The sequence below is a fragment of the Actinomadura alba genome, assembly GCF_014323705.1.
GTDB classification, from domain to species: Bacteria; Actinomycetota; Actinomycetes; order Streptosporangiales; family Streptosporangiaceae; genus Actinomadura_C; species Actinomadura_C alba.
This window is the reverse complement of record NZ_JABVEC010000024.1, coordinates 1-21,635: the sequence shown is the minus strand read 5'-3', so window position 1 is coordinate 21,635 and position 21,635 is coordinate 1. Positions and strand designations below refer to the sequence as shown.

The 21,635-nt window shown below is 71.0% G+C and carries 17 protein-coding genes; 6 read left to right on the top strand and 11 right to left on the bottom strand.

Going from position 1 to position 21,635, the window contains the following annotated elements; genetic code table 11:
* The first annotated feature begins 62 nt into the window (after positions 1–62).
* The gene (gene cmk / locus HKK74_RS27055) at positions 63–725 is read left to right on the top strand and encodes a (d)CMP kinase (RefSeq protein ID WP_187246182.1); all 663 of its coding nucleotides are present in this window, start codon (positions 63–65) and stop codon (positions 723–725) included.
* Between the two features lie 11 nt (positions 726–736).
* Positions 737–2,122, top strand: a complete 1,386-nt coding sequence (gene der, locus HKK74_RS27050) for a ribosome biogenesis GTPase Der (protein ID WP_187246259.1) — start codon at positions 737–739, stop codon at positions 2,120–2,122.
* Positions 2,123–2,210: 88 nt separating this feature from the next.
* On the opposite strand, the gene HKK74_RS27045 is transcribed toward der, so the two are convergent.
* Positions 2,211–2,891, bottom strand: coding sequence for a hypothetical protein (locus HKK74_RS27045; RefSeq protein ID WP_187246181.1), 681 nt, complete (start codon positions 2,889–2,891; stop codon positions 2,211–2,213).
* A 194-nt stretch (positions 2,892–3,085) separates the two neighbouring features.
* Between HKK74_RS27045 and HKK74_RS27040 the strand changes: the two genes are divergently transcribed.
* Positions 3,086–4,318, top strand: coding sequence for a nucleoside 2-deoxyribosyltransferase domain-containing protein (locus HKK74_RS27040; protein WP_222722785.1), 1,233 nt, complete (start codon positions 3,086–3,088; stop codon positions 4,316–4,318).
* A gap of 251 nt (positions 4,319–4,569) precedes the next feature.
* Here the strand turns inward: HKK74_RS27040 and HKK74_RS27035 are convergent, their stop codons facing one another.
* Complete coding sequence (locus tag HKK74_RS27035) at positions 4,570–5,022, bottom strand: hypothetical protein (protein WP_187246180.1); 453 nt, start codon at positions 5,020–5,022, stop codon at positions 4,570–4,572.
* 311 nt (positions 5,023–5,333) lie between these two features.
* Between HKK74_RS27035 and HKK74_RS27030 the strand changes: the two genes are divergently transcribed.
* Positions 5,334–7,151 (top strand): phosphoenolpyruvate carboxykinase (GTP), encoded by a 1,818-nt coding sequence (locus HKK74_RS27030; RefSeq protein WP_312881806.1) that lies wholly within the window; start codon positions 5,334–5,336, stop codon positions 7,149–7,151.
* Positions 7,152–7,219: 68 nt separating this feature from the next.
* On the opposite strand, the gene HKK74_RS27025 is transcribed toward HKK74_RS27030, so the two are convergent.
* The 4 genes from HKK74_RS27025 to HKK74_RS27010 all read right to left on the bottom strand — a co-directional run bounded on the left by HKK74_RS27025 (position 7,220) and on the right by HKK74_RS27010 (position 13,576).
* Positions 7,220–9,607: a glycoside hydrolase family 65 protein gene (locus tag HKK74_RS27025; protein WP_187246178.1), complete on the bottom strand. Its 2,388-nt coding sequence runs from the start codon at positions 9,605–9,607 to the stop codon at positions 7,220–7,222.
* The gene (locus tag HKK74_RS27020) at positions 9,604–10,347 is read right to left on the bottom strand and encodes a beta-phosphoglucomutase family hydrolase (protein WP_187246177.1); all 744 of its coding nucleotides are present in this window, start codon (positions 10,345–10,347) and stop codon (positions 9,604–9,606) included. The genes HKK74_RS27025 and HKK74_RS27020 overlap by 4 nt, the downstream gene beginning before the upstream one ends.
* A gap of 128 nt (positions 10,348–10,475) precedes the next feature.
* Positions 10,476–12,836 carry a glycoside hydrolase family 65 protein gene (locus tag HKK74_RS27015; protein WP_187246176.1) on the bottom strand — a complete coding sequence of 787 codons (2,361 nt, stop codon included), beginning with the start codon at positions 12,834–12,836 and terminating at the stop codon, positions 10,476–10,478.
* Entirely contained in the window at positions 12,833–13,576 is a 744-nt protein-coding gene (locus HKK74_RS27010; RefSeq protein WP_187246175.1) for an HAD family hydrolase, read from the bottom strand. The genes HKK74_RS27015 and HKK74_RS27010 overlap by 4 nt, the downstream gene beginning before the upstream one ends.
* A gap of 83 nt (positions 13,577–13,659) precedes the next feature.
* Here HKK74_RS27010 and HKK74_RS27005 point away from each other — a divergent pair, with 83 nt between their 5' ends.
* Positions 13,660–16,170, top strand: coding sequence for a DEAD/DEAH box helicase (locus tag HKK74_RS27005; RefSeq protein ID WP_187246174.1), 2,511 nt, complete (start codon positions 13,660–13,662; stop codon positions 16,168–16,170).
* A gap of 101 nt (positions 16,171–16,271) precedes the next feature.
* Here the strand turns inward: HKK74_RS27005 and HKK74_RS27000 are convergent, their stop codons facing one another.
* Entirely contained in the window at positions 16,272–16,730 is a 459-nt protein-coding gene (locus tag HKK74_RS27000) for a magnetosome magnetite crystal formation protein family (RefSeq protein ID WP_187246173.1), read from the bottom strand.
* A gap of 215 nt (positions 16,731–16,945) precedes the next feature.
* On the opposite strand from HKK74_RS27000, the gene HKK74_RS26995 reads away from it, so the two are divergent.
* Positions 16,946–17,521: a TerD family protein gene (locus HKK74_RS26995; protein ID WP_187246257.1), complete on the top strand. Its 576-nt coding sequence runs from the start codon at positions 16,946–16,948 to the stop codon at positions 17,519–17,521.
* A gap of 72 nt (positions 17,522–17,593) precedes the next feature.
* On the opposite strand, the gene HKK74_RS26990 is transcribed toward HKK74_RS26995, so the two are convergent.
* From HKK74_RS26990 to HKK74_RS26975, 4 genes are all read right to left on the bottom strand, one after another.
* Complete coding sequence (locus HKK74_RS26990; protein ID WP_187246172.1) at positions 17,594–18,610, bottom strand: hemolysin family protein; 1,017 nt, start codon at positions 18,608–18,610, stop codon at positions 17,594–17,596.
* Between the two features lie 37 nt (positions 18,611–18,647).
* On the bottom strand, positions 18,648–19,997 hold the full coding sequence (locus HKK74_RS26985; protein ID WP_187246171.1) for a hemolysin family protein: 1,350 nt from the start codon (positions 19,995–19,997) through the stop codon (positions 18,648–18,650).
* A 318-nt stretch (positions 19,998–20,315) separates the two neighbouring features.
* Complete coding sequence (locus HKK74_RS26980; protein WP_187246170.1) at positions 20,316–21,026, bottom strand: anti-sigma factor family protein; 711 nt, start codon at positions 21,024–21,026, stop codon at positions 20,316–20,318.
* Entirely contained in the window at positions 21,023–21,607 is a 585-nt protein-coding gene (locus HKK74_RS26975; RefSeq protein WP_187246169.1) for a sigma-70 family RNA polymerase sigma factor, read from the bottom strand. Before HKK74_RS26975 ends, HKK74_RS26980 begins: the two co-directional genes overlap by 4 nt.
* Positions 21,608–21,635: the final 28 nt, after the last annotated feature.

The window sequence follows — 21,635 nt, the reverse complement described above, 5'->3', positions numbered from 1 at the left end:
CGGGGATCATCAGCCGACGAGACCGCCTGGGCGCGGTACTTCAGCGTGGAAAGGAAACAGACGTGACGCTGGTCATCGCCGTCGACGGCCCCTCGGGGTCCGGAAAATCCAGTGCCGCCAAGGGTGTGGCACGTGCGCTGGGGTTCCGCTACCTCGACACCGGGGCCATGTACCGTGCCATGACGTGGTGGATGCTCCGCGAAGCCGTGGCAGTGCTGGACGCCGATGCCGTGGCGGCCCGGTCGGCCGAGCCGGTGATCGAGCTCGGCACCGACCCGGACGCTCCGGCGATCCAGGTGGACGGCGTCGACGTGTCCGTTCCGATCCGTACCCGTGAGGTCACCAACGCGGTGAGCGCGGTCAGCTCCGTGCCGGCGGTACGTAAGCGGCTCGTCCTGCTCCAGCGCGAGATCATCGCCCCCGGGAACATCGTCGCGGAGGGCCGTGACATCGGCACCGTGGTGGCGCCCGACGCCGCCGTCAAGATCTTCCTCACCGCGAGCGAAGCAGTGCGCGCACAACGCCGGGTCAAGGAACTGGCCGCCGACCCCGTGGCGACCGTCGAGGTGACCCGCACCGAGCAGGCCCGCCGGGACCTGCTCGACTCCACCCGTAAGACATCCCCCCTGATCAAGGCCGACGACGCCCACGAGATCGACTCCACGGAGCTCGGCCTCCACGAGGTCATCGAGGCGATCCTCCGGTTCGCGAAAGAGCAGACGTGACTGAGTACGAGATGACGCACGCCGACATGATCGGCGACGACCTGCGGGACGACCTGGAGAGGGACGCGGCGCCCTCGCCGGTCGTCGCGGTGGTCGGCCGGCCCAACGTCGGCAAGTCCACGCTGGTCAACCGGATCCTCGGCCGCCGCGAGGCGGTCGTCGAGGACGTGCCGGGGGTGACCCGTGACCGGGTCGCCTATGACGCGGAGTGGCGCGGCAGGCGGTTCACCGTCGTCGACACCGGCGGCTGGCTGCCGGACGCCGTCGGCCTGGCCGCGGCGATCGCCGAACAGGCCCGTCTGGCGGTCGAGCTGGCCGAGGTGGTGCTGTTCGTGGTCGACGCGACCGTGGGCGCCACCGACGTCGACGAGGCCGTGGTCGAAATCCTGCGCCGGTCCGGCAAGCCGATCGTGCTGGCCGCCAACAAGGTCGACGACATCGGCGCGGAATCGGACGCGACGGCACTGTGGTCGCTGGGCATCGGCGAGCCGATGGCCGTCAGCGCCCTGCACGGGCGCGCCAGCGGCGACCTGCTCGACGCGGTCCTCTCGGCGCTCCCGGAGCCGGCCCCGCCGGAGACCTTCGGCGAGGCGGGCGGGCCGCGCCGGGTCGCGCTCATCGGGCGGCCCAACGTCGGCAAGTCGAGTCTGCTCAACAAGCTCGCGGGCGAGCAGCGCGCAGTGGTGGACGACGTCGCGGGCACGACGCGTGACCCGGTCGACGAGCTGATCGACCTGGGCGGCAAGACGTGGCGGTTCGTCGACACCGCGGGCATCCGCCGGCGGCACCGCGAGAACCAGGGGGCGGACTTCTACGCCACGCTGCGCACCCAGTCGGCGCTCGACCGTTCCGAGGTCGCCGTGGTGCTCGTGGACGCCAGCGAGTCCCTCGCCGAGCAGGACCTGCGGATCGTCTCCACCGTGATCGAGTCCGGCCGCGCGCTCGTGCTGGCGTTCAACAAGTGGGACCTGCTCGACGAGGAGCGCCGCTTCTATCTCGATCGAGAGATCGACCGGCAGCTGCACAACGCTCGCTGGGCCCCGCGCGTGAACATCTCCGCCCGTACCGGCAGGCACGTGGAGAAGCTGGTACCGGCGATCGAGACGGCGCTGGAGAACTGGGGCTCTCGCGTGCCGACCGCGCGGCTCAACACCTTCTTCTCTGAGCTGGTCTCGGCGCACCCGCACCCGGTGCGCGGCGGCAAGCAGCCGCGCGTGCTGTTCGCGACCCAGGCCGGGGTGCGGCCACCGAAGTTCGTGTTGTTCACCTCGGGATTCCTCGAGCCCGGCTACCGCCGCTTCATCGAGCGCCGGCTGCGCGAGGAGTTCGGTTTCGAAGGCACGCCCATCGAGGTCAGCATGAAGATCCGGGAGAAGCGGGGCGGCAAGAAGAAGTAGCCGCCAGGCTGCTCCCGGATCCTTTCGTGTCCGGCCGGCCCGTCCGGTCCGTCCGGCCCGGCCTTCCCGCGGCCGGACGGGTCGCGCATCACATGCCCGGCGTGCGCGGGTGCGCCTGGTACGGAGCGACCATCTGGTCTCCATGGTGCGGGGCGTTGTCGCGCCGTGGGGCGTGGTCGGGGCCGGTGTCGGTGTCGGGCTGCGGGCGCCGCGCGTAGCGCCGGGGGAGCGGCTGGGTCTCGCCGATCGGCGGGCGGGTGCTCTCCTCGTGCGGCGGGACGGTGGCCTGCTCCTCGGCGAGGCGGGCGTCGCGCACCGCCACCACCGCGAGCCGGCCCAGAGCCAGTGCCGCGAAGAAGACGATGAGGGCGCCGGCACCGGAGAAGAACGCGAGCTGCTCGGCGACCTGCTTGGCCTCGTCACCGACGGGGGTACCGGTGGCGACCGTCCCGTTCTCGGTCCACAGCGCGCTCAGCGGGCCGCCGACCACGAACCAGACACCGCCGAGCGCGGCGATCCAGGCACCGAACATCGCGACGACGCGGTTGGCGCTGAGCAGCAGGATGAGCCCGCCGAGCCCGGTGGCGGCGGCCGGAAGGATCGACAGCCAGAGCCGGTCGGAAGTGTAGACCCATGCCTTGTCGGGCGTGTAGGCGAAGTCGAAGTACGGGCCGACGAACGGGATGAGTCCGCCCCACAGGCCGAGCAGCAGCAACAGCAGGCCGCTGAACGCGCCGCGGCTTCGAGGGACTCGGAGTTTTCCTGCCATGACGATCACTCTCAATCGGGGGGACGCGATTCAGTTTTCAGCGGGCCCTTTACCCGACGAGAACGTCTCTATGCGACGGCCGCGCGATGGATGCGCCCTCGGCTCGCGAGACGACGCCGCGTCTGGGCAAGACCCCGCACTGATCCGTACGGTGGTCGCGGGGCGAGGGCCATGAGCGCGGCGGAGGTGACGCGGTGGGCGAGGGGGCGGGAACCGGACCGGTGAACCGGGACGTCGTGGTGGTGTACGCGGGGGAGCCGCCCCCGGCGGACTGGCACGCGGCCGTGTTCCTCGCGGGCCCGACGCCGCGCCGTCCCGAGACGGCGTCGTGGCGGCCCGAGATGATCGAGCGGATCCGGGATCAGTGGCGGGGCGACGGCCGCCTGGTCGTGTTCGATCCCGAGCGCCGTGACGGAATCTACGAGGATTACACGGCACAGGTCGAGTGGGAGGAGCGGAGCCTGCATCTCGCCGACCAGGTGATCTTCTACGTTCCCCGTGAGCCGGCCACGATGCCGGCGCTCACGACCAACGTCGAATGGGGGATGTGGCATGACAGCGGCCGGGTGGTGTTCGGGGCGCCGCCCGAGGCCCCCGGCAACCGCTACCTGCTCCACTACGCGCACAAGTACGGAGTGCCGACGGCCACGACCCCGGCGGACACGGTGGCCGCGGCGCTGAGCGAGATCGGGGCGGGCGCGCATCGCAGTGGCGGCGAGCGGGAGGTGCCGCTGCTCATCTGGCGCACCGAGAGCTTTCAGTGCTGGTACGAGGCGCAGTGCGCGGCCGGGAACACGCTGCGCGCCGCCCGCGTGGTGTGGACGTTCCGGGGCCGGGCTCAAGCCCTGGCGTACTGGGCCGTGCACGTCCACGTGCATGTGGCGGCCGAGGACCGGGTGAAGCGCAACGAGGTCGTCATCTCACGGCCGGACACGAGCGTGGTGGCGTTGTACCGGCGGGGCGCGACGCCGGACGACACCATGGTCGTGCTGGTCCGCGAGTTCCGCAGCGCGGCGGCCACCCCGGACGGGTTCGTCCACGAACTGCCCGGCGGATCGGGGCCGGGTGATCCGCTGGCGCAGGCGGTCAGCGAACTCGACGAGGAGACCGGGCTCGTGATCGAGCCGAGCCGGCTGCGCGCGCACGGCGCCCGGCAGATGGCGGCGACCGTCTCCGCGCACCGTGCGCACCTGTTCTCGGCCGAGATCACCGCCGGCGAGTTCGACCGGTTGCGCGGCACCGGCCCGCACGGCGTCGTGGCCGACGGAGAACGCACCCATGTCGAGATCCACACGTACGGAGAGATCCGCGCGGGCGGGCTGGTCGACTGGGCGACCCTCGGCCTGCTGGCCGAGGCCCTGGACGGGCCTAGGCCGCGGCCAGGGCCACCGCCGGTGCGGTCCGGCGCTGGCGAGCGCCCGTCATGATGGCGTGCTTGACGAGACGCATGATCAGGGCCTCGAGCACCGAGAGAAGAGCCTTGGCCAGTACAGCGGCCAGGAAGTCGGTCACTGTAACCTCCGGTTTGGGTGGTCTGTCAGGTTCCGGAGGAAACTCTATGCCGGATTTTTAGCCAAACGTGACATTAGTCCGGTTCTGTTTTGGTGAACATTCGGTGACTGATCGCGTTCGGCATCGATCCGGGCGCCCTTGGTGCCCGGGCCCGCAGGTCACGGGGTCAGGCGGATCGGGCCGACCCCCGGCCCGCCGACGCCCGCGGGAGGCCGTCCTTCTTGAGGGCGCGCTTGGCGAGGATCGTGCCGGCGCCGATCGCCGCCGCCACCGGCCACTCGATCACCCCGAACGCGGCCAGCGCGCCGAGCCCGGCGTAGTAGGCCATGCGCTCGGGTGGCGGGAGGGACGACTGGGCGCTGGAGACGGCGCGGCCCACTCCGCTGGGCCGCACTCGCGGCACATGCGGCGCGCGCACCTGCACGGTGAGGAGGGGCAGCCTGACGGTGACGCTGGTCCGCGAGTTCTCCAGTGCCGCCGGCCTGGACGCCGCGGCCCTCGCCGCCGTCTTCGACGGTGCGGCGGTGCGCCTCGAGGTCGTCGGCCGCGAGCTGCGTCCGGACGGCTTGGTCGCCGCCCTGCGCCGAGTTGGTGAAGGCGCGGTCTTCGTCTGTGCCATCTCCGGTTCCCCCTGGTGTCCGCGTATGGGCCTCTCGACGGTAACTCGCGTTGGTCTGGACGTCCGGGGGCGAAGGTCCTTTGATGTCGGGCCTTGCGTCGGTGGTGCGGCTCGGTGGATACGACCTTGCCGTACGTCAATGTGGTGCGGCTCACGTTTCATCGGAAAGCGGCGATATCAACGGCGTTACATGCCTGACATCCTCGGACATGTCTAGAAATTGGTCTAATCCATTGGTCTGGGCCAATTGGTCAATTAAGTCGCCGTTCGTCATGATACGAAGAACCGATGGACAGTGTAAGGAGCTGCTCGTGTCCCACCAGGTCTCTGGCCTCGACCAGGCCCCGACCAGGCACGCCGCGTTGATCGACTGGGTTCGTGGCATCGCCGAACTGACCCAGCCCGAGCGTATCGAGTGGTGCGATGGGTCGGACGCCGAATGGCAGAGACTCACCGATCTTCTCGTCGAGCAGGGCACCTTCAAACGGCTGAACCCCGCGAAACGGCCCAATAGCTTCTACTGCGCATCCGACCCCACCGACGTCGCGCGGGTGGAGGACCGTACATTCATCTGTTCCGAGAAGGAGCAGGACGCGGGCCCGACCAACAACTGGATCGCGCCCGCCGAGATGCGCGCGACCTTCGGCGACATCTTCCAGGGCTGCATGCGCGGCCGAACGATGTACGTGGTCCCGTTCTGCATGGGCCCGCTGGGCGGCAACATCTCCCAGCTGGGCGTGGAGATCACCGACTCGCCGTACGTCGCCGTCTCCATGCGGATCATGACGCGGATGGGCGACCCGGCTCTGCGGCTCATCGAAGAGCGCGGCTCGTTCGTGAAATGCGTGCACTCGGTCGGCGCCCCGCTCGAGCCCGGTCAGGCCGACGTGCCGTGGCCGTGCAACTCGACCAAGTACATCTCCCACTTCCCCGAGACCAGGGAGATCTGGTCCTACGGCTCGGGCTACGGCGGCAACGCCCTGCTCGGCAAGAAGTGCTACGCCCTGCGCATCGCCTCGACCATGGCGCGCGACGAGGGCTGGCTGGCCGAGCACATGCTCATCCTCAAGCTGACCCCGCCCACGGGCAGGGCGAGATACGTCGCGGCCGCGTTCCCCTCGGCCTGCGGCAAGACCAACCTCGCGATGCTCGAGCCGACGATCCCGGGCTGGAAGGTCGAGACGATCGGCGACGACATCGCCTGGATGCGGTTCGGCGAGGACGGCCGGCTCCACGCCATCAACCCCGAGGCGGGTTTCTTCGGCGTCGCGCCCGGCACCGGCGAGTCGACCAACGCGAACGCGATCAAGACCCTCTGGGGCAACAGCATCTTCACCAACGTCGCGCTCACCGACGACGGGGACGTCTGGTGGGAGGGCCTCACCGACGAGCCTCCCGCCCATCTCACCGACTGGAAGGGACGGGACTGGACGCCGCAGGATGCCACCGGGCCCGCGGCCCATCCGAACGCCCGGTTCACGACACCGGCGGGGCAGTGCCCGATCATCGCGCCGGAGTGGGAGGACCCGGACGGCGTGCCGATCTCGGCGATCCTGTTCGGCGGCCGCCGCGCCACGGCGGTACCGCTGGTCACCGAGTCGTTCGACTGGCAGCAGGGGGTCTTCCTCGGCGCCAACGTCGCCTCGGAGAAGACCGCGGCGGCCGAGGGCACGGTCGGCGAACTGCGCCGCGACCCGTTCGCGATGCTCCCCTTCTGCGGCTACAACATGGGCGACTACTTCGGCCACTGGCTGAAGCTCGGGGCCTCCGCCGATCCGGAGAAGCTGCCGCGGATCTACTACGTCAACTGGTTCCGCAAGGACGCCGACGGGAACTTCCTGTGGCCGGGCTTCGGGGAGAACAGCCGGGTCCTGAAGTGGATCGTGGAGCGGCTGAACGGGCGGACCGACGTGGTCAAGACCCCGATCGGCGGCATCCCGGCCAGGAAGGCGCTGGACACGAGCGGCCTGGACATCGACGACGCCGACCTCGACACGCTCCTGTCGGTCGACCTGGAGGTGTGGAGGCAGGAGGCCGCGCTCATCCCCGAGTTCTTCGACACCTTCGGCGACCACCTGCCGCAGGGCCTGCGGGACGAGTACAACGCCCTGATCAACCGGCTGGGCTGATCCGCGCTGGGCGGCCCCCGCGCCGGGCCGCCCAGCCCATCACCACCGTGATCCTCGTCACCCGCCGCTCAGCCGGCGGGTGACGAGGACCCCGGATCCCGCGTGGCGGGACCGGCCCGGCGGGCGGCCGGTTCCCGGCCCGGCGGCTGGCTCGGCCTCGGTAGCCCGAGCGCGACGGGGACCGGCCGCTCGACCGGCTCGTCGCCGAGGGTGAACTCCTCCCCGTGGTGGCTCAGCGTCAGTTCGGCGCCGCCGAGCAACTCGTACATGGCGCTGCCGGCGGTCACGGTGACGCGCAGCCGGCGACCGCGGTAGCGCATGCGGAAGGCCAGCCGGGTGATGCCGCCGGGCAACCGGGGGGCGAAGCGCAGGAGCCCGTCGCGGGCACGCATCCCGCCGAACCCGGCGACCAGCCCGGTCCAGGCGCCGGCCAGCGAGGCGATGTGCAGCCCGTCGCGGGTGTTCCTGGCCAGGTCGCGCAGGTCCATCAGCGCGGTCTCGCCCAGGTAGTCGTGCGCCAGGTCGAGCTGGCCCACCTCCGCCGCCATCACCGCCTGGGTCTGGGCGGACAGCGAGGAGTCACGCACGGTCAGGCCCTCGTAGTATCCGAAGTTCCGTGCCTTCTGCTCCTCGGTGAACGCCTCCCCCTGCAGGTGCATGGCCAGCACCAGGTCGGCCTGCTTGACGACCTGTTTGCGGTAGAGGTCGAAGTAGGGGAAGTGCAGCAGCAGCGGGTACCGCTCGGGCCCGGTGGCGGCGAAGTCCCACCGGGCGTGGTCGGTGAAGCCCTCGCTCTGCGGGTGCACGCCCAGCCGCTCGTCGTACGGCACGTGCATCGCCGCGGCGGCGTCCCGCCACGAGGCGGCCTCCTCAGCGGTGACCCCCGACCGTTCGGCGAGGTCGGGGTGGCGCATGGCGACCGTGGCGGCGGTCCGCAGGTTCTGCCGGGCCATGAGGTTGGTGTAGACGTTGTTGTCGGCGACGGCGCTGTACTCGTCCGGCCCGGTGACGCCGTCGATCCGGAAGACGCCGTCGACGTCGTGGTGACCCAGGCCGTGCCACAGCCGGGCCGTCTCGACCAGCAGCTCCAGACCCACCTCGCGCTCGAACCGCTCGTCCTCGGTGGCGTCCACGTAGCGGATCACGGCGTCGGCGATGTCGGCGTTGATGTGGAACCCGGCGGTGCCCGCGGGCCAGTAGCCCGAGCACTCCTGGCCGCGGATGGTACGCCAGGGAAAGGCGGCCCCCGCGAGGCCGAGCTGGCCCGCGCGCTCACGGGCCAGGGGAAGGGTCATGTGCCGCCAGGTGAGCGCGTCGGCTGCGGCGTCCGGCCGGGTGTAGGTGAGCACGGGCAGCACGAAGGTCTCGGTGTCCCAGAAGGTGTGCCCGTCGTAGCCCGGCCCGGTCAGCCCTTTGGCCGCGATCATCCGCCGTTCGGCGCGCGCGCCCGCCTGCAGGATGTGGAACAGCCCGAAGCGCACCGCCTGCTGGACCTCGGCGTCGCCATCGATCTCGACGTCGGCGCCCGACCAGAAGTCGTCCAGGTATTCTCGCTGCTCTTTCAGCAGCCCCTCCCAGCCGGAGTGGCGTGCGGCCGCGAGCGCGGCCGCCACCTGGTCGTGCAGGGCGGGGCGGGACCGCCGGCTGGACCATCCGTAGGCGATGAACTTCACGATCCGCAGCCGCTGGCCCGGTTCCAGCCGGGTGGCCACGGTGAGCCGGCCCACGTCCGGCGAGCTCTCCACCTCCACCGCCATGTGCTCCGGGCCGTCGATCCGGTGGGCCATCGCGGCGGCCATCCGCAGCCCGCTGTGCCGGCTCCGGTGCATCAGGACCACGCTGGTGTCCTTGGCGACGTGTTCCTCGCTCACCAGCGGCATCTCCAGCGCCGCCGCCACGCGCGGATCCTTGCCGAGATCGGGGAGCGCCTCGTTGGCCACCAGCTCCGACTGTGTGACCACCCGGACCGCCCCGTCGACCGGCTCGACCTCGTAGCAGATCGCCGCGATGGCCCGCTGGGTCAGCGAGACCATCCGGACCGAGGTGATCCGGACCGTGCGGTCGGCCGGGGTGCTCCACTCGACCGTCCGGGTGAGCGTTCCCGCGCGCATGTCGAGCACCCGCTCATGGCCGAGCAGCCGGCCGTAGCGGACGTCGAAGGGCTCATCGTCGACCAGCAGCCGGATCAGCTTGCCGTTCGTGACGTTGACGACCGTCTGGCTGGACTCGGGGTAGCCGTTGCCGGCTTCCGGGTACGGCAGGGGGCGCAACTCGTAGAAGCTGTTCAGGTAGCTGCCCGGCAGCCCGTGCGGCTCGCCCTCGTCGAGATTGCCGCGCAGCCCGACGTGGCCGTTGGACAGCGCGAAGATCGACTCGCTCTGGGTGAGCCGGTCGAGCCGCAGCTCGGGTTCCCGCACGCACCACGGGTCCACGTCGTACACCGGCCGATCCGTCATGCGTTCTCCAGCAGCGCGGCGAGATCGGGCACCACGATGTCGGCGCCGTGCTCCCGCAGCCGGTCGGCCTGACCGGCCCGGTCGACTCCCACCACGAGCCCGAAGCCGCCGGCGCGGCCGGCCGCCACCCCGGCGAGCGCGTCCTCGAACACCGCGGCCTGGTCCGGCCGTACGCCCAGCGCTTCGGCACCGGCCAGGAACATGTCGGGCGCCGGCTTGCCGGGCAGCCCCCGCTCCTGCGCGACCAAGCCGTCGATCCGCGCCTCGAACAGCCCGGTGATGCCGGCCGCCTCGAGCACTTGGGCGGTGTTGGCACTGGAGGAGACCACGGCGGTGCGCAGCCCCGCGTCACGCGCCGCGCGGACGTAGCCGATGGAGCCGTCGAACACCTCGATGCCCCGTTCGTCCAGCAGGCGGAGCACCAGCGCGTTCTTGCGGTTTCCGAGCCCCTGGACGGTGGGCACGTCCGGCGGATCGCCGCCCGATCCCTCGGGCAGGGTGATGCCACGGGATTCGAGGAACGACCGGGTGCCGTCCTCACGTCGCTTGCCGTCCACGTACGCCTCGTAGTCGCCGGCCGGGTCGAACGGCACGAACGGCTCACCCGACCGCGCCGCGCGCTCCCGCAGGAAGTCGTCGAACATCTCCTTCCAGGCGGCGGCGTGCACGGCCGCCGTCCGGGTCAGAACACCGTCCAGGTCGAACAGGCACGCGCGTATCTCATCCGGGAGCCCCAGCATCCGCCACTTCCCCGTTGTCGTGTTGTTCGCAACGTTAGGAATGATTGCGGAATGTCGGCTCTGTCGTACAGCCGGGGTGGACATGGGCATCGTTGGACGCGGGGCCGGGCGGCCGCATCGAGGCGCGGTCAGCGCACCTGCGTCGCCGTGCGGCGTCGTGCCGGCTCGCGGCCGGCCGGCTGGCTCGGACGGGGCCCGGGCGTCGCCGCCGGGACGGGCCGCTCGACCGGCTCGCGGCCGAGCGAGAACTCCTGGCCGTGGTGCGACAGCGACAGTGGCGCCCCGCTCAGGAGCGTGTAGACCGCGCTGTCGTGAGTCACCTCGGCCCTCAGACAACGCCCTCGGTAACGCATCCGGAAGGCCAGCCGGGTGATGCCGCTCGGCACGCGCGGCGCGAACGCGAGCCCGCCGTCAAAGCAGCGCATCCCGCCGAGACCGGCCACGAGCGCGATCCACGTGCCGGCCAGGGCGGCCAGGTGCAGGCCGTCACGGGTGTTGTGCTCGAGGTCGTGCAGGTCCATCAGGGCGGCCTCGCCGACGTAGTCGTGCGCCAGCTCGAGCTGCCCCACCTCGGCGGCCAGCACCGCCTGGGTGCATGCCGACAGCGAGGAGTCCCGCACCGTGAGCCGCTCGTAGTAGGCGAAGTCGCGGGCCTTCTGCTCCGGCGTGAACGCGTCGCCGCGAAGATGCAGCGCGAGGACCAGGTCGGCCTGCTTGACGACCTGTTTGCGGTAGAGGTCGAAGTAGGGGAAGTGCAGCAGCAGGGGGTACTGGTCGGGTCCGGTGGCGGCGAAGTCCCACCGGGCGTGGTCGGTGAAGCCCTCGCTCTGCGGGTGCACGCCCAGCCGCTCGTCGTACGGCACGTGCATCGCCGCGGCGGCGTCCCGCCAGCCGGCCGTCTCCTCGTTGGTCACCCCGAACCGGCCGGCGAGCTCGGGGTATCGGCAGGCCGTCTCGGCTGCGGCGACGAGGTTCCGCTGTGCCATCAGGTTGGTGTAGACGTTGTTGTCGGCGATCGCCGTGTACTCGTCCGGCCCGGTGACGCCGTCGATCCGGAAGCGGCCCTCGGTGTCGTGCTGGCCCAGGCTGCGCCAGAGCCGCGCCGTCTCGGTCAGCAGCTCCAGCCCGACCTCCCGCTCGAACTCCTCGTCCCCGGTGGCGTCGACATACCGTACGACCGCGTCGGCGATGTCCGCGCCGATGTGGAAGGCGGCCGTGCTCGTCGGCCAGTACCCCGAGCACTCCTCGCCGCCGATGGTCCGCCAGGGGAAGGCGGCGCCCTCCAGGCCGAGTTGCGCGGCCCGATCCCTGGCGCTCGGGAGCGTCCTGTGCCGCCAGGTCAGCGCGTCGGCGGTGGCGTCCGGCCGGGTGTAGGTGAGCACGGGCAGCACGAAGGTCTCGGTGTCCCAGAAGGTGTGCCCGTCGTAGCCCGTGCCGGTCAGGCCCTTCGCCGCGATCGGCCGGTGCTCGGCCCGCGCTCCGGCCTGCAGGATGTGGAAAAGCGCGAAGCGCACCGCCTGCTGCACCTCGGAGTCACCGTCCACTTCGACGTCGGCGCCCTCCCAGAAGTGATCGAGGAAAGCCCGCTGGTCGGCGAGGAGCCCGTCCCAGCCGCTCAGGCGGGCGGCCGCCAGCGCCGCCACCACCTGGTCGTGCACCGCCGGCCGGGAGCGCTCGCCGGACCAGCCGTAGGCGATGAACTTCACCATGCGAAGCCTCTGGCCGGGCTCCAGGCGGGTGGCGACGGTCAGCCGGCCGATGTCGGGCGCGCTCTCCAGCTCCGTCGCCGTTCCGTCCGGGCCCTCGATCACGTGGCTCATGGCCGCGGCGACCCGCAGCCCGCTGTGCCGGGTGCGGTGCACCAGCACCGCGCCGGTCTCGGTGAGGGAGTCCTCCTCGGGCTGGAGTGGGGACTCCAGCCGGTGGGCGACCCGCGGGTCCCGGCCGGGATCGGGCAGCGACTCGTTGGCGACCAGCTCGGACTGCACCACGGCGCGCATGGGCTGGTCCACTGCCTCGACCTCGTACTCGATCGCCGCCACCGCCCGCTGGGTCAGCGAGACCAGCCGGGTGGACCTGAGGTGCAGAGGGCAGCCCGCCGGGGAGATCCACTCGGCCCGCCGGCTCAGCGTCCCGGCGCGCAGGTCGAGGATCCGCTCGTGGGTCAGCAGGTCGCCGTAGCGGACGTCGAACGGCTCGTCGTTGACGAGCAGGCGCAGCAGCTTGCCGTTGGTCACGTTGATCGCCGCTTGATCGCACTCGGGATAGCCGTACCCGGCCTCGGCGTACGGCAGCGGTGCCAGCTCGAACACGGAGTTGAGATAGGTGCCGGGGAGCCCGTGCGGCTCGCCCTCGTCGAGATTGCCGCGCAGCCCGAGGTGCCCGTTCGACAGCGCGAACACCGACTCGCTCTGCGCCAGAGTCTCGAGGCTCAGCTCGCACTCGCGGATCCGCCACGGTTCCACCGTGTAGGCGGGCTGCTCGATCATGTGCGCTCCAACAGCTCCGACAGGTCCTCCACCACCACGTCGGCCCCGTGCCGGAGCAGTTCCCCGCGGTGGCCGGCCCGGTCGACCCCGATCACGATGGCGAAGCCACCGGCCCGCCCGGCCGCCACGCCGGCGAGCGCGTCCTCGAAGACCGCCGCACGTCCCGGCGGCACGCCGAGCGCCTCAGCGCCGGCCAGATAGGTGTCGGGCGCCGGCTTGCCGGCCAGCCCTCGCCGGTCCGCCACCAGGCCGTCGATCCGCGCGTCGAAGAGGTCGGCGAGGCCGGCCGCGTCGAGCACCTGCGCGGTGTTGGCGCTGGAGGAGACGACGGCCGTGCGCAGGCCCGCCGCGCGCACGGCCCGCACATACTCGATGGACCCGTCGAACACCTCAACACCGTCCTCGGCCAGCCGGTGGAGTACCAGCTCGTTCTTGCGCTCGCTCAGCCCGTGCACGGTGGGGGCGCCCGGCGGGTCGCCCGGGTCCCCCTCGGGCAGCTCGATGCCGCGCGCGGCGAGGAACGAGCGAGTGCCGTCCTCCCGCGGCCGGCCGTCGACGTACTCGGCGTAGTCCCCTGCCGGGTCGAACGGAACGAACGGCTCGCCGGTGCGATCGGCCCTCTCGCGCAGGAACTCGTCGAACATCTGCTTCCAGGCGGCGGCGTGCACCGCGGCGGTGCGGGTGAGCACCCCGTCAAGATCGAAGAGGCACGCATGAACGGAATCCGGCAGTCCCAGCATCGATCGCCCCCCGCGCAGATCTTGGAACGCGCATCAAGGTGTCTACCCCGGGATGGCCGAGCCATCCGTGAACCACCGGCAGGATGGAGGGCGTGACCCTCATCGATCAGCTTCCCGCAGCCCCCGACCCCGACAATCTGTTCGAAGCCTTCGCGGGCTGGGTGCAGGAACGCGGGATCACGCTCTATCCCGCGCAGGAGGAGGCGCTGATCGAGCTGGTCTCGGGCGCCAACGTCATCCTCAGCACGCCCACCGGCTCGGGCAAGAGCCTGGTCGCCGCGGGCGCGCACTTCGCGGCCCTCGGCCGGGACGAGTGCAGTTTCTACACCGCGCCGATCAAGGCTCTGGTGTCGGAGAAGTTCTTCGATCTCTGCGCGATGTTCGGCACCGAGAACGTCGGGATGATGACCGGTGACGCCAGCGTCAACCCGGACGCGCCGATCGTCTGCTGCACCGCCGAGGTGCTCGCCAACATCGCCCTGCGCGACGGCGCGGACGCCGACATCGGCCTCGTGGTCATGGACGAGTTCCACTTCTACGCCGAGCGGGACCGCGGCTGGGCCTGGCAGATCCCGCTGCTGGAACTCCCGAAGGCCCAGTTCCTGCTGATGTCGGCCACCCTCGGCGACGTCACCAGATTCGAGAAGGACCTGGCACGGCGCACCGGCCGACCCACCGCCGTGGTCCGCTCGGTGACCCGGCCCGTCCCGCTGACGTACGAGTACCTCGACACGCCGCTGCACGAGACGATCGAGCAGCTGCTGTCGGTGCAGAAGGCGCCGGTGTACGTCGTGCACTTCACCCAGGCCGCCGCCATCGAGCGGGCTCAGGCCCTGATGAGCATCAACGTGTGCACCCGGGCGGAGAAGGACGCCATCGCGGCGCTGATCGGGAACTTCCGGTTCACCACCCGCTTCGGCCGCAATCTGTCGCGTTTCGTACGGCACGGCATCGGGGTGCATCACGCCGGGATGCTGCCGAAGTACCGCAGGCTCGTGGAGCGGCTCGCGCAGGCCGGGCTGCTCAAGGTCATCTGTGGCACGGACACGCTCGGGGTCGGCGTGAACGTGCCGATCCGCACGGTGGTGTTCACCGCCCTGTCGAAGTACGACGGCACGCGCGTGCGCCGGCTGCGGGCGCGGGAGTTCCACCAGATCGCCGGGCGGGCCGGGCGGGCCGGGTTCGACACCGTCGGCTACGTCGTCGCGCAGGCGCCCGAGCACGTCGTCGAGAACCAGAAGGCCCTCGCCAAGGCCGGCGACGACCCGAAGAAGCGCCGCAAGGTCGTCCGCAAGAAGGCGCCCGACGGCTTCGTCAGCTGGGACGAGGACACCTTCACCAAGCTCATCGCGGCCGACCCCGAGCCGCTGCAGTCCCGGTTCCAGGTGAGCCACGCGATGCTGCTGTCGGTCATCGCCCGGCCGGGCAACGCCTTCCAGGGGATGAAGAAGCTGCTCACCGACAACCACGAGGAGCGCGCCGCGCAGCGCCGGCACATCGGCCAGGCCATCGCGATCTACCGGTCGCTGCTGTCGGGCGGGGTGGTGGAACAGCTCGCCGAGCCGGATGCCGACGGCCGCTACGCCCGCATCACCGTCGACCTGCAGTCGGACTTCGCCCTCAACCAGCCGCTGTCGACCTTCGCGCTGGCCGCCTTCGAGCTGCTCGACCCGGCGTCGCCCTCGTACGCGCTGGATGTGCTCTCGGTCGTCGAGTCCACGCTCGACGACCCGCGCCAGATCCTCGCCGCCCAGGAGAACAAGGCGCGCGGAGAGGCCATCGCCGAGATGAAGGCCGACGGCATGGAGTACGAGGAGCGGATGGAGCGCATCCAGGAGATCACCTATCCGAAGCCCCTGGAAGAGCTGCTGGAGGGCGCGTACGAGATCTACCGCCGCGGGCACCCGTGGGTCGGCGACCACCCGCTGCGGTCGAAGTCGGTGGCGCGTGACCTGTACGAGCGGGCGATGACCTTCACCGAGTACGTCGGGGCCTACGAGCTCGCCCGTACCGAGGGCCTGGTGCTGCGCTACCTGTCCAGTGCCTACAAGGCGCTGCAGCAGACCGTGCCCGAGTCGATCAAGACCGACGACCTCGTCGACCTCATCGAGTGGCTGGGTGAGCTGGTCCGCCAGGTCGACTCCAGCCTGCTGGACGAGTGGGAGCAGCTGACCAATCCCGCCGCCGAGGAGACGGCCGGGGTCACCGACGAGCGCCCGGCACCGGTCACCGCCAACAGGCGCGCGTTCCGGGTGCTGGTCCGCAACGCGATGTTCCGCAGGGTCGAGCTCGCCGCGCTCCGCAGGTACCACGAGCTCGGTGAGCTCGACGACGGCTCCGGCTGGGACGCCGCCGAGTGGCAGGAGTCGATGGCGGATTACTACGAGGAGCACGACGAACTGCTCACCGGCCCCGACGCGCGAGGCCCGAAACTGCTCCTCATCGAGGAGGAGCCGACCCTGTGGAAGGTCCGGCAGATCTTCGACGACCCGGCCGGCGACCACGACTGGGGCATCAGCGCCGAGGTCGACCTCGCCGCCTCCGACGAGGCCGGCCGGGCCATGATCCGCGTGACCGCGGTCGACCGGCTCTGACCCCCGCGCCGCACGGCGCCGCGCGAACCCACGCGGCCGGCGGGCCCCGTGTCACCGGATGCGCTGCGGTGGGGGAGGGGTACGCCGGCCTGTGGACTTCGTCAGTCGACGGGGATCCAGGCCAGCGGCTTCGGATAGGTGAACGGCTGCAGTCGCCGGGCCGCCTGGACGGCCCGCAGGGCGGGATAGGCGGCGCCCAGCGCGACCACGACCGGCAGCAGGTCGAACGCCACGTGGTCGATCTCCAAGGCCGCCAGCGCGGCGCGGATCGTCAGTGCGTAGATGGCCAGGACGGTGGAGAACGACAGCGCCTGGGCCAGGTGCCGGCGGAGCAGGCCTGCCTGGTCGCGGCTGCGGTACACCAGGAAGAGGGCGAGGGCGGGCACCCACATGAGCGGGAAGAAGACGAGGGCGACGAGCACGGTGCCGATGTGCGCCAGGGTCGCGTGGGTCTTCACATCCGAGGCGGTCAGCTGTTGGTCGCCCTGAGACCACCAGGGGCCGGCATCGGCCGTGCTCGGGTTCTCTGGGGAGGGGGGAGGCGTCTCGTGTGCACTCATCACGGATCCAAGCTGGGGGGGCAAGTGCCGATCATCGTGCCATACCGGGCGCTCCGAATCAGCGGTCGCCCGAGCGATCGGCTCTGGGAAGCTCCGTAAAGGACCGAAAAAGATGCGCAACGGCGAGGGAACCGGCCGCGGAGGGGGCACGTTGTCGTAACGTACCGCGCACGGCCAACGGAGGCCGCTGTCGATCAAGTGCATGGAGGTTCATGGTGGGAGTCAGTCTGTCCAAGGGCGGCAACGTCTCGTTGACCAAGGAGGCCCCGGGGCTGACCGCCGTGGTGGTCGGCCTGGGCTGGGATGTGCGCACCACCACCGGGAGCGACTTCGACCTCGACGCCAGTGCTCTGCTGTGCACGGACTCGGGCAAGGTCGCCTCCGACAAGCACTTCGTGTTCTTCAACAACCTGAAGAGCCCGGAAGGCTCGGTGGAGCACACCGGCGACAACCTCACCGGTGAGGGTGAGGGTGACGACGAGCAGATCAAGGTGAACCTCGCGACCGTCCCGGCGGAGGTCACCAAGATCGTTTTCCCGGTGTCGATCTATGACGCCGATTCGCGCAGCCAGAACTTCGGCCAGGTCCGCAACGCCTTCATCCGCGTCGTGAACCAGGCCGACAACGCCGAACTCGCTCGCTACGACCTGAGCGAGGACGCCTCGACCGAGACCGCCATGGTCTTCGGGGAGCTCTACCGCAACGGTGCCGAATGGAAGTTCCGCGCCGTCGGGCAGGGCTATGCCTCTGGGCTCGCCGGCATCGCGAGCGACTTCGGCGTCACGGGCTGACCCGCCCGTCGCCGTACTGGCACGACATGAAAGGCGCCTCCCCTGCCGGGGAGGCGCCTTTCGCGTGTACGGTCAGGCGGCGGTGAGCAGGGTCGCGAGCAGATCGTCCATGCTGATGAGCCCGATCAGCCGGCCGTCGGCGTCGTGCACCAGCCCGAGCTGGCTGTGCCGGCTCCGCAGGGTCGCGACGGCGCCGGCCACCGGCGTGTCCACGGTCAGTGCCGGCACGGGATGGGCCAGCTGCGCGGCCGACGGGCAACGCCCCTCGGCCCGGGCGAGATACGCGTCCCGTACGTGGACCAGCCCGGTCGGTGTGCCCGCCTCCTCCCGGAGCAGGATGCGGGTGCGCTGGGTGCGCGCCGCAGTGTCGATCAGTGTCTGCGGATCGGCGTCCGGCGGGACGGACACGATGTCGGCCGCCGGGATCACCAGGTCGGCGAGCCCGGCATGCGGGGCCTGCAGCGCCCGCCTGAGCAGGTTGTGGTCGGCCTCCTCTATGAGGCCGAGCCGGCGCGACTCCTCGACCAGATGACCCAGCTGCTCGGGCGTGCGGGAGATGCTGAGCTGATCGCGTGGCCGTACGCCGACGAGCCGCAGCAGCACGTTGCTGATGCCGTTGAGGAAGGCCAGCACCGGCCGCACGATTCGCGTGAACGCCCGGAACGGCGGCGCGAGCAGGATGGCGGACCGCTCGGGGTGGGCGATGGCCCAGGACTTCGGAGCCATCTCCCCGATCACCATGTGCAGGAAGGTCACGAGGCTGAGCGCGATCACGAAGGCGACCGCGTGAGCCGCCGCCGTCGGCAGTCCCGCCGAGTGGAAGGGCGGGATGAGGGTGTCGGCGATGACCGGCTCGGAGACCAGTCCCAGGCCCAGCGAGCACATGGTGATGCCGAGCTGCGCGCCCGCCAGCATCAGCGACAGCTCACGAATGCCCGCGACGGCCGAGGCGGCGGCGCGGTTGCCCTCGGCGGCGGCCCGTTCCAGCCGGGCGCGTTTGGCGGCGATGAGCGCGAACTCGGCCGCCACGAAGAAGCCGTTGCCGATCAGCAGCAGGATGGTCAGCGTGATGCCGAACGGCAGGTTCACGGCGCGCCTCCGGCCTGCCGGTCGCCCGTTCTGCCGGTCATGGTGCTTCTTCCCCTTCGTCGTCGGTGCTGTCGGCCATCCGTAGCCTGATGCCTTCGGGCACGTGCCGGTCCACGGTGAGGACCTCGAGGTCGATCCGTCGCGGCGCTCTGTCGGAATCCGCCGGACCGAGGTCGACGGTGACGGCGTCACCGGGCTCGGCGACCCGGCCCAGGCGTTCCAGCAGCAGCCCGGCGACGGTGTCGTAGTCGCCCTCGGGCAACGGGATCCCGGTCAGCTCCTGCACCTCGTCCACACGCAGCCCGGCGTCGGTGACCCACCAGCCGTCCCGCTGGACGGCCGGCGGGCCGTTGTCGCTGTCGGTCTCGTCAGAGATCTCCCCGACCAGTTCCTCGGCGACGTCCTCCCAGGTGACCAGTCCGGCGAATCCGCCGTACTCGTCGACGACGCAGGCGATCTCCTCCTCGCCGGCCTGCATCTGGGCGACCACGCTGGGCAGCGGGAGAGACGAGGGCACCATGAGCGCGGGCCGAGCGATCTCTCGCACCGTGATGAGCGCGGCGCGGCCCGGATCGAGCGGTACCAGTTCACGCAGGCCGACCACGCCGATCAGGTCGTCGACGCGTTCGCCGACGACCGGATAGTGGGAGTGGCCATGCGCTGAGATGATCTCGCTCAGGGTGTCCGCCGCCGCGGTGCCCGAGACGGTGACGACGTCGACGCGCGGCACCATGACCTCGTCGGCGCTGCGGTCGGAGAACACCAGTGCCCGCCCGAGGAGCGCGGCGTGCTCGTCGGCGAGCTGGCCCTCGGACTCACCGATGATGTGTCCCAGCTCCTCCAGGGTGGCCCCGTGGTGGAGCTCCTCCACCGGCTCGATGCCGAACGCGCGCAGCAGCCGGTTCGCGGCGGCGTCGAAGAGCCGGATGACGGGTCCCGCGATCATGAGGTAGACGAGCGTTGATGCGGCCAGCGCGCGGGCCAGCGCCTCGGGCTGGGCCAGGGCGAGGTTCTTGGGGAACAGCTCGCCGAGCACCATCTGAACGATCGTGGCGAGGGCGAACCCGGTCGCGAGCGCGATGCCGCCGACGGCTCGGGTGGGAATGCCGACGGCGTCGAGCAGCGGGGCGATGACCTCGGCCAGCGCGGGCTTGGCGATGAACCCGACCACCAGCGTCGTCACGGTGATCCCCAACTGGGCGCCGGAGAGCATGAACGACAGGCGTTCCATCACCTTGACGGCCCGGGCGGCCTTCTTGTCGCCCTCGGCGGCCAGTTTCTGCAGCGCGATGCGGTCGGCTGTGACGAAGGTGAACTCCTGTGCCACGAAGTAACCGGTGGCGGCGGTCAGCACGAGGACCGCGAGGAGGCCGAGCGCGACGTTCACGGCATGGCCCCCGGCGAGGAGAGCACACGGCCGGTGCGGGGATGATGGGGGTCCGAATCTTCGGACGGCAACGGCTTTCCCTTTCTGGTCCGGTATGGGGAGCGGCCCCCTGCGTCCGAAGATAGTTCATGATCGCCGATCCCCGGCACGCGGCCCGTCGGCACGACGTACCGGGACACGTGGGTGAACTCCGCCTCCGCCGCCGTCGCCCGGTCGGCCGGTCCGCCGACGTCTCAGGGCGTGGTCGGCGCGGGCCCGCCGTCCGCGTCGTCGCGCGACGCGGCGTGGGGATCGTCGACCAGGCTCACCCCGGCAGGCTCACACCGGAATCGTGAGGAGCGTGCGGCCGTCCTCGGCCTGCACCTCGAACCGCATGATGTCCGAAGGTCCGCTCGCGGTGCCGCCGTGCACGGCCAGATCGCCCGGTGAACCGGGGAACCCGTAGCCGGCCTTCGGCACGGCCCACTCGGTCACGACGTGCCGGCCGCCGGAGCGGGTGACGGCCACCAGCCGGCACACCAGAGGACCGCGGACGCGGCTGAGGCCGAGCGCGACCTGAGTGCCCCAGCCCTTGGCCTCCATGGCCACGGTGCCGACCACCCGAGTGGTGGGATCGGTGGCGGAACGGCGGTCTCCGGTGCCGAGGAGATCCTGGGCGAGCGCGCCGTGGTCGTGCGCCGGCCGTTGCCCGGAGCCGTCCTGGCCGGCGATGGCGGCGCCGGCGGCCACGCCGCCGGCCAGCAGAGCGATCCCCGCGGCGGCGCTGAGGACCGCCGTCCCACGGCGACGGCGGCGCGCCGTGGTCGCGCGGCGGCTCAGCAGGTCGAAGAGTTCGAGGGGATGGGCGTCCCGGCCGACCTCGGCGGGAGCCACGCCCGAGAACAGCCTTCGCATGCCGGAGAGGTCGGCGAACTCCGCGGTGCAGGCGTCGCAGCCGATGAGATGGAGCTCGAAGAGCTCTCGTTCGGTGTCGTCGAGCACGCCCAGCGCGTAGGCGCCGACATCGGTGTGCCGGATGCCGTCGCTCATGGCGTCACCCCCCTCTCTTCGAGTGCGACCCGGAGTGCGCGCAGCGCGTAGTAGACCCGGGACTTGGCGGTGCCCACCGGAATGCCCAGCCTCTGGGCCGCCTCGTTGACGGTGCGGTCCCGCAGCACCGTCTCGTTCAGGATCTCGCGGTGAGCGGGAGTGAGCGCGTTGAGCGCCTCGGACACGACCACGGTGCGCAGAAGACCCTCCACGTCATCGGGAATCTGCAGGTGCTCCAGCGGGCCGTCGTCCGTTTCCCGCGGACGCGCATCCTTGCGCCGCCGGTCGTCGATGACGATACGCCGGGCGACCGTCGCGAGCCAGGGCATCAGTGACGAAGCCTCGGAGTCCAGCCGGTCGACGCTGCGCCACGCACGGATCATCGTCTCCTGGACGACGTCCTCGGCCCATTGCCGGTCTCCCGCGGTGAGGCGCAGGACGAATCCGAGCAGCGGACGCTGGTACTGCCGGTACAACTCGGCGACGACGATCTCCCGGTCGACGTCCACGACGGGACGCAGGCGCCTGATCCAGCCGCGCAGCCCGTCTGCGGCGGGGGGTGGGGGCGGGGGGAGTGCCATGTTCGGACGGCTCCGGCCGGTAGGGGGA

Bases quoted from the DNA above. Each gene is read 5' to 3' on its own strand.
- HKK74_RS26980 (WP_187246170.1), bottom strand. From the start codon at position 21,026: ATGAGCGACGGCATCCGGCACACCGATGTCGGCGCCTACGCGCTGGGC.
- HKK74_RS26975 (WP_187246169.1), bottom strand. From the start codon at position 21,607: ATGGCACTCCCCCCGCCCCCACCCCCCGCCGCAGACGGGCTGCGCGGC.
- HKK74_RS27025 (WP_187246178.1), bottom strand. From the start codon at position 9,607: ATGACGGATCGGCCGGTGTACGACGTGGACCCGTGGTGCGTGCGGGAA.
- HKK74_RS27010 (WP_187246175.1), bottom strand. From the start codon at position 13,576: ATGCTGGGACTGCCGGATTCCGTTCATGCGTGCCTCTTCGATCTTGAC.
- HKK74_RS27035 (WP_187246180.1), bottom strand. From the start codon at position 5,022: ATGGCACAGACGAAGACCGCGCCTTCACCAACTCGGCGCAGGGCGGCG.
- HKK74_RS27020 (WP_187246177.1), bottom strand. From the start codon at position 10,347: ATGCTGGGGCTCCCGGATGAGATACGCGCGTGCCTGTTCGACCTGGAC.
- HKK74_RS27000 (WP_187246173.1), bottom strand. From the start codon at position 16,730: ATGAGTGCACACGAGACGCCTCCCCCCTCCCCAGAGAACCCGAGCACG.
- HKK74_RS27005 (WP_187246174.1), top strand. From the start codon at position 13,660: ATGGAGGGCGTGACCCTCATCGATCAGCTTCCCGCAGCCCCCGACCCC.
- der (WP_187246259.1), top strand. From the start codon at position 737: ATGACGCACGCCGACATGATCGGCGACGACCTGCGGGACGACCTGGAG.
- HKK74_RS27015 (WP_187246176.1), bottom strand. From the start codon at position 12,836: ATGATCGAGCAGCCCGCCTACACGGTGGAACCGTGGCGGATCCGCGAG.
- HKK74_RS27045 (WP_187246181.1), bottom strand. From the start codon at position 2,891: ATGGCAGGAAAACTCCGAGTCCCTCGAAGCCGCGGCGCGTTCAGCGGC.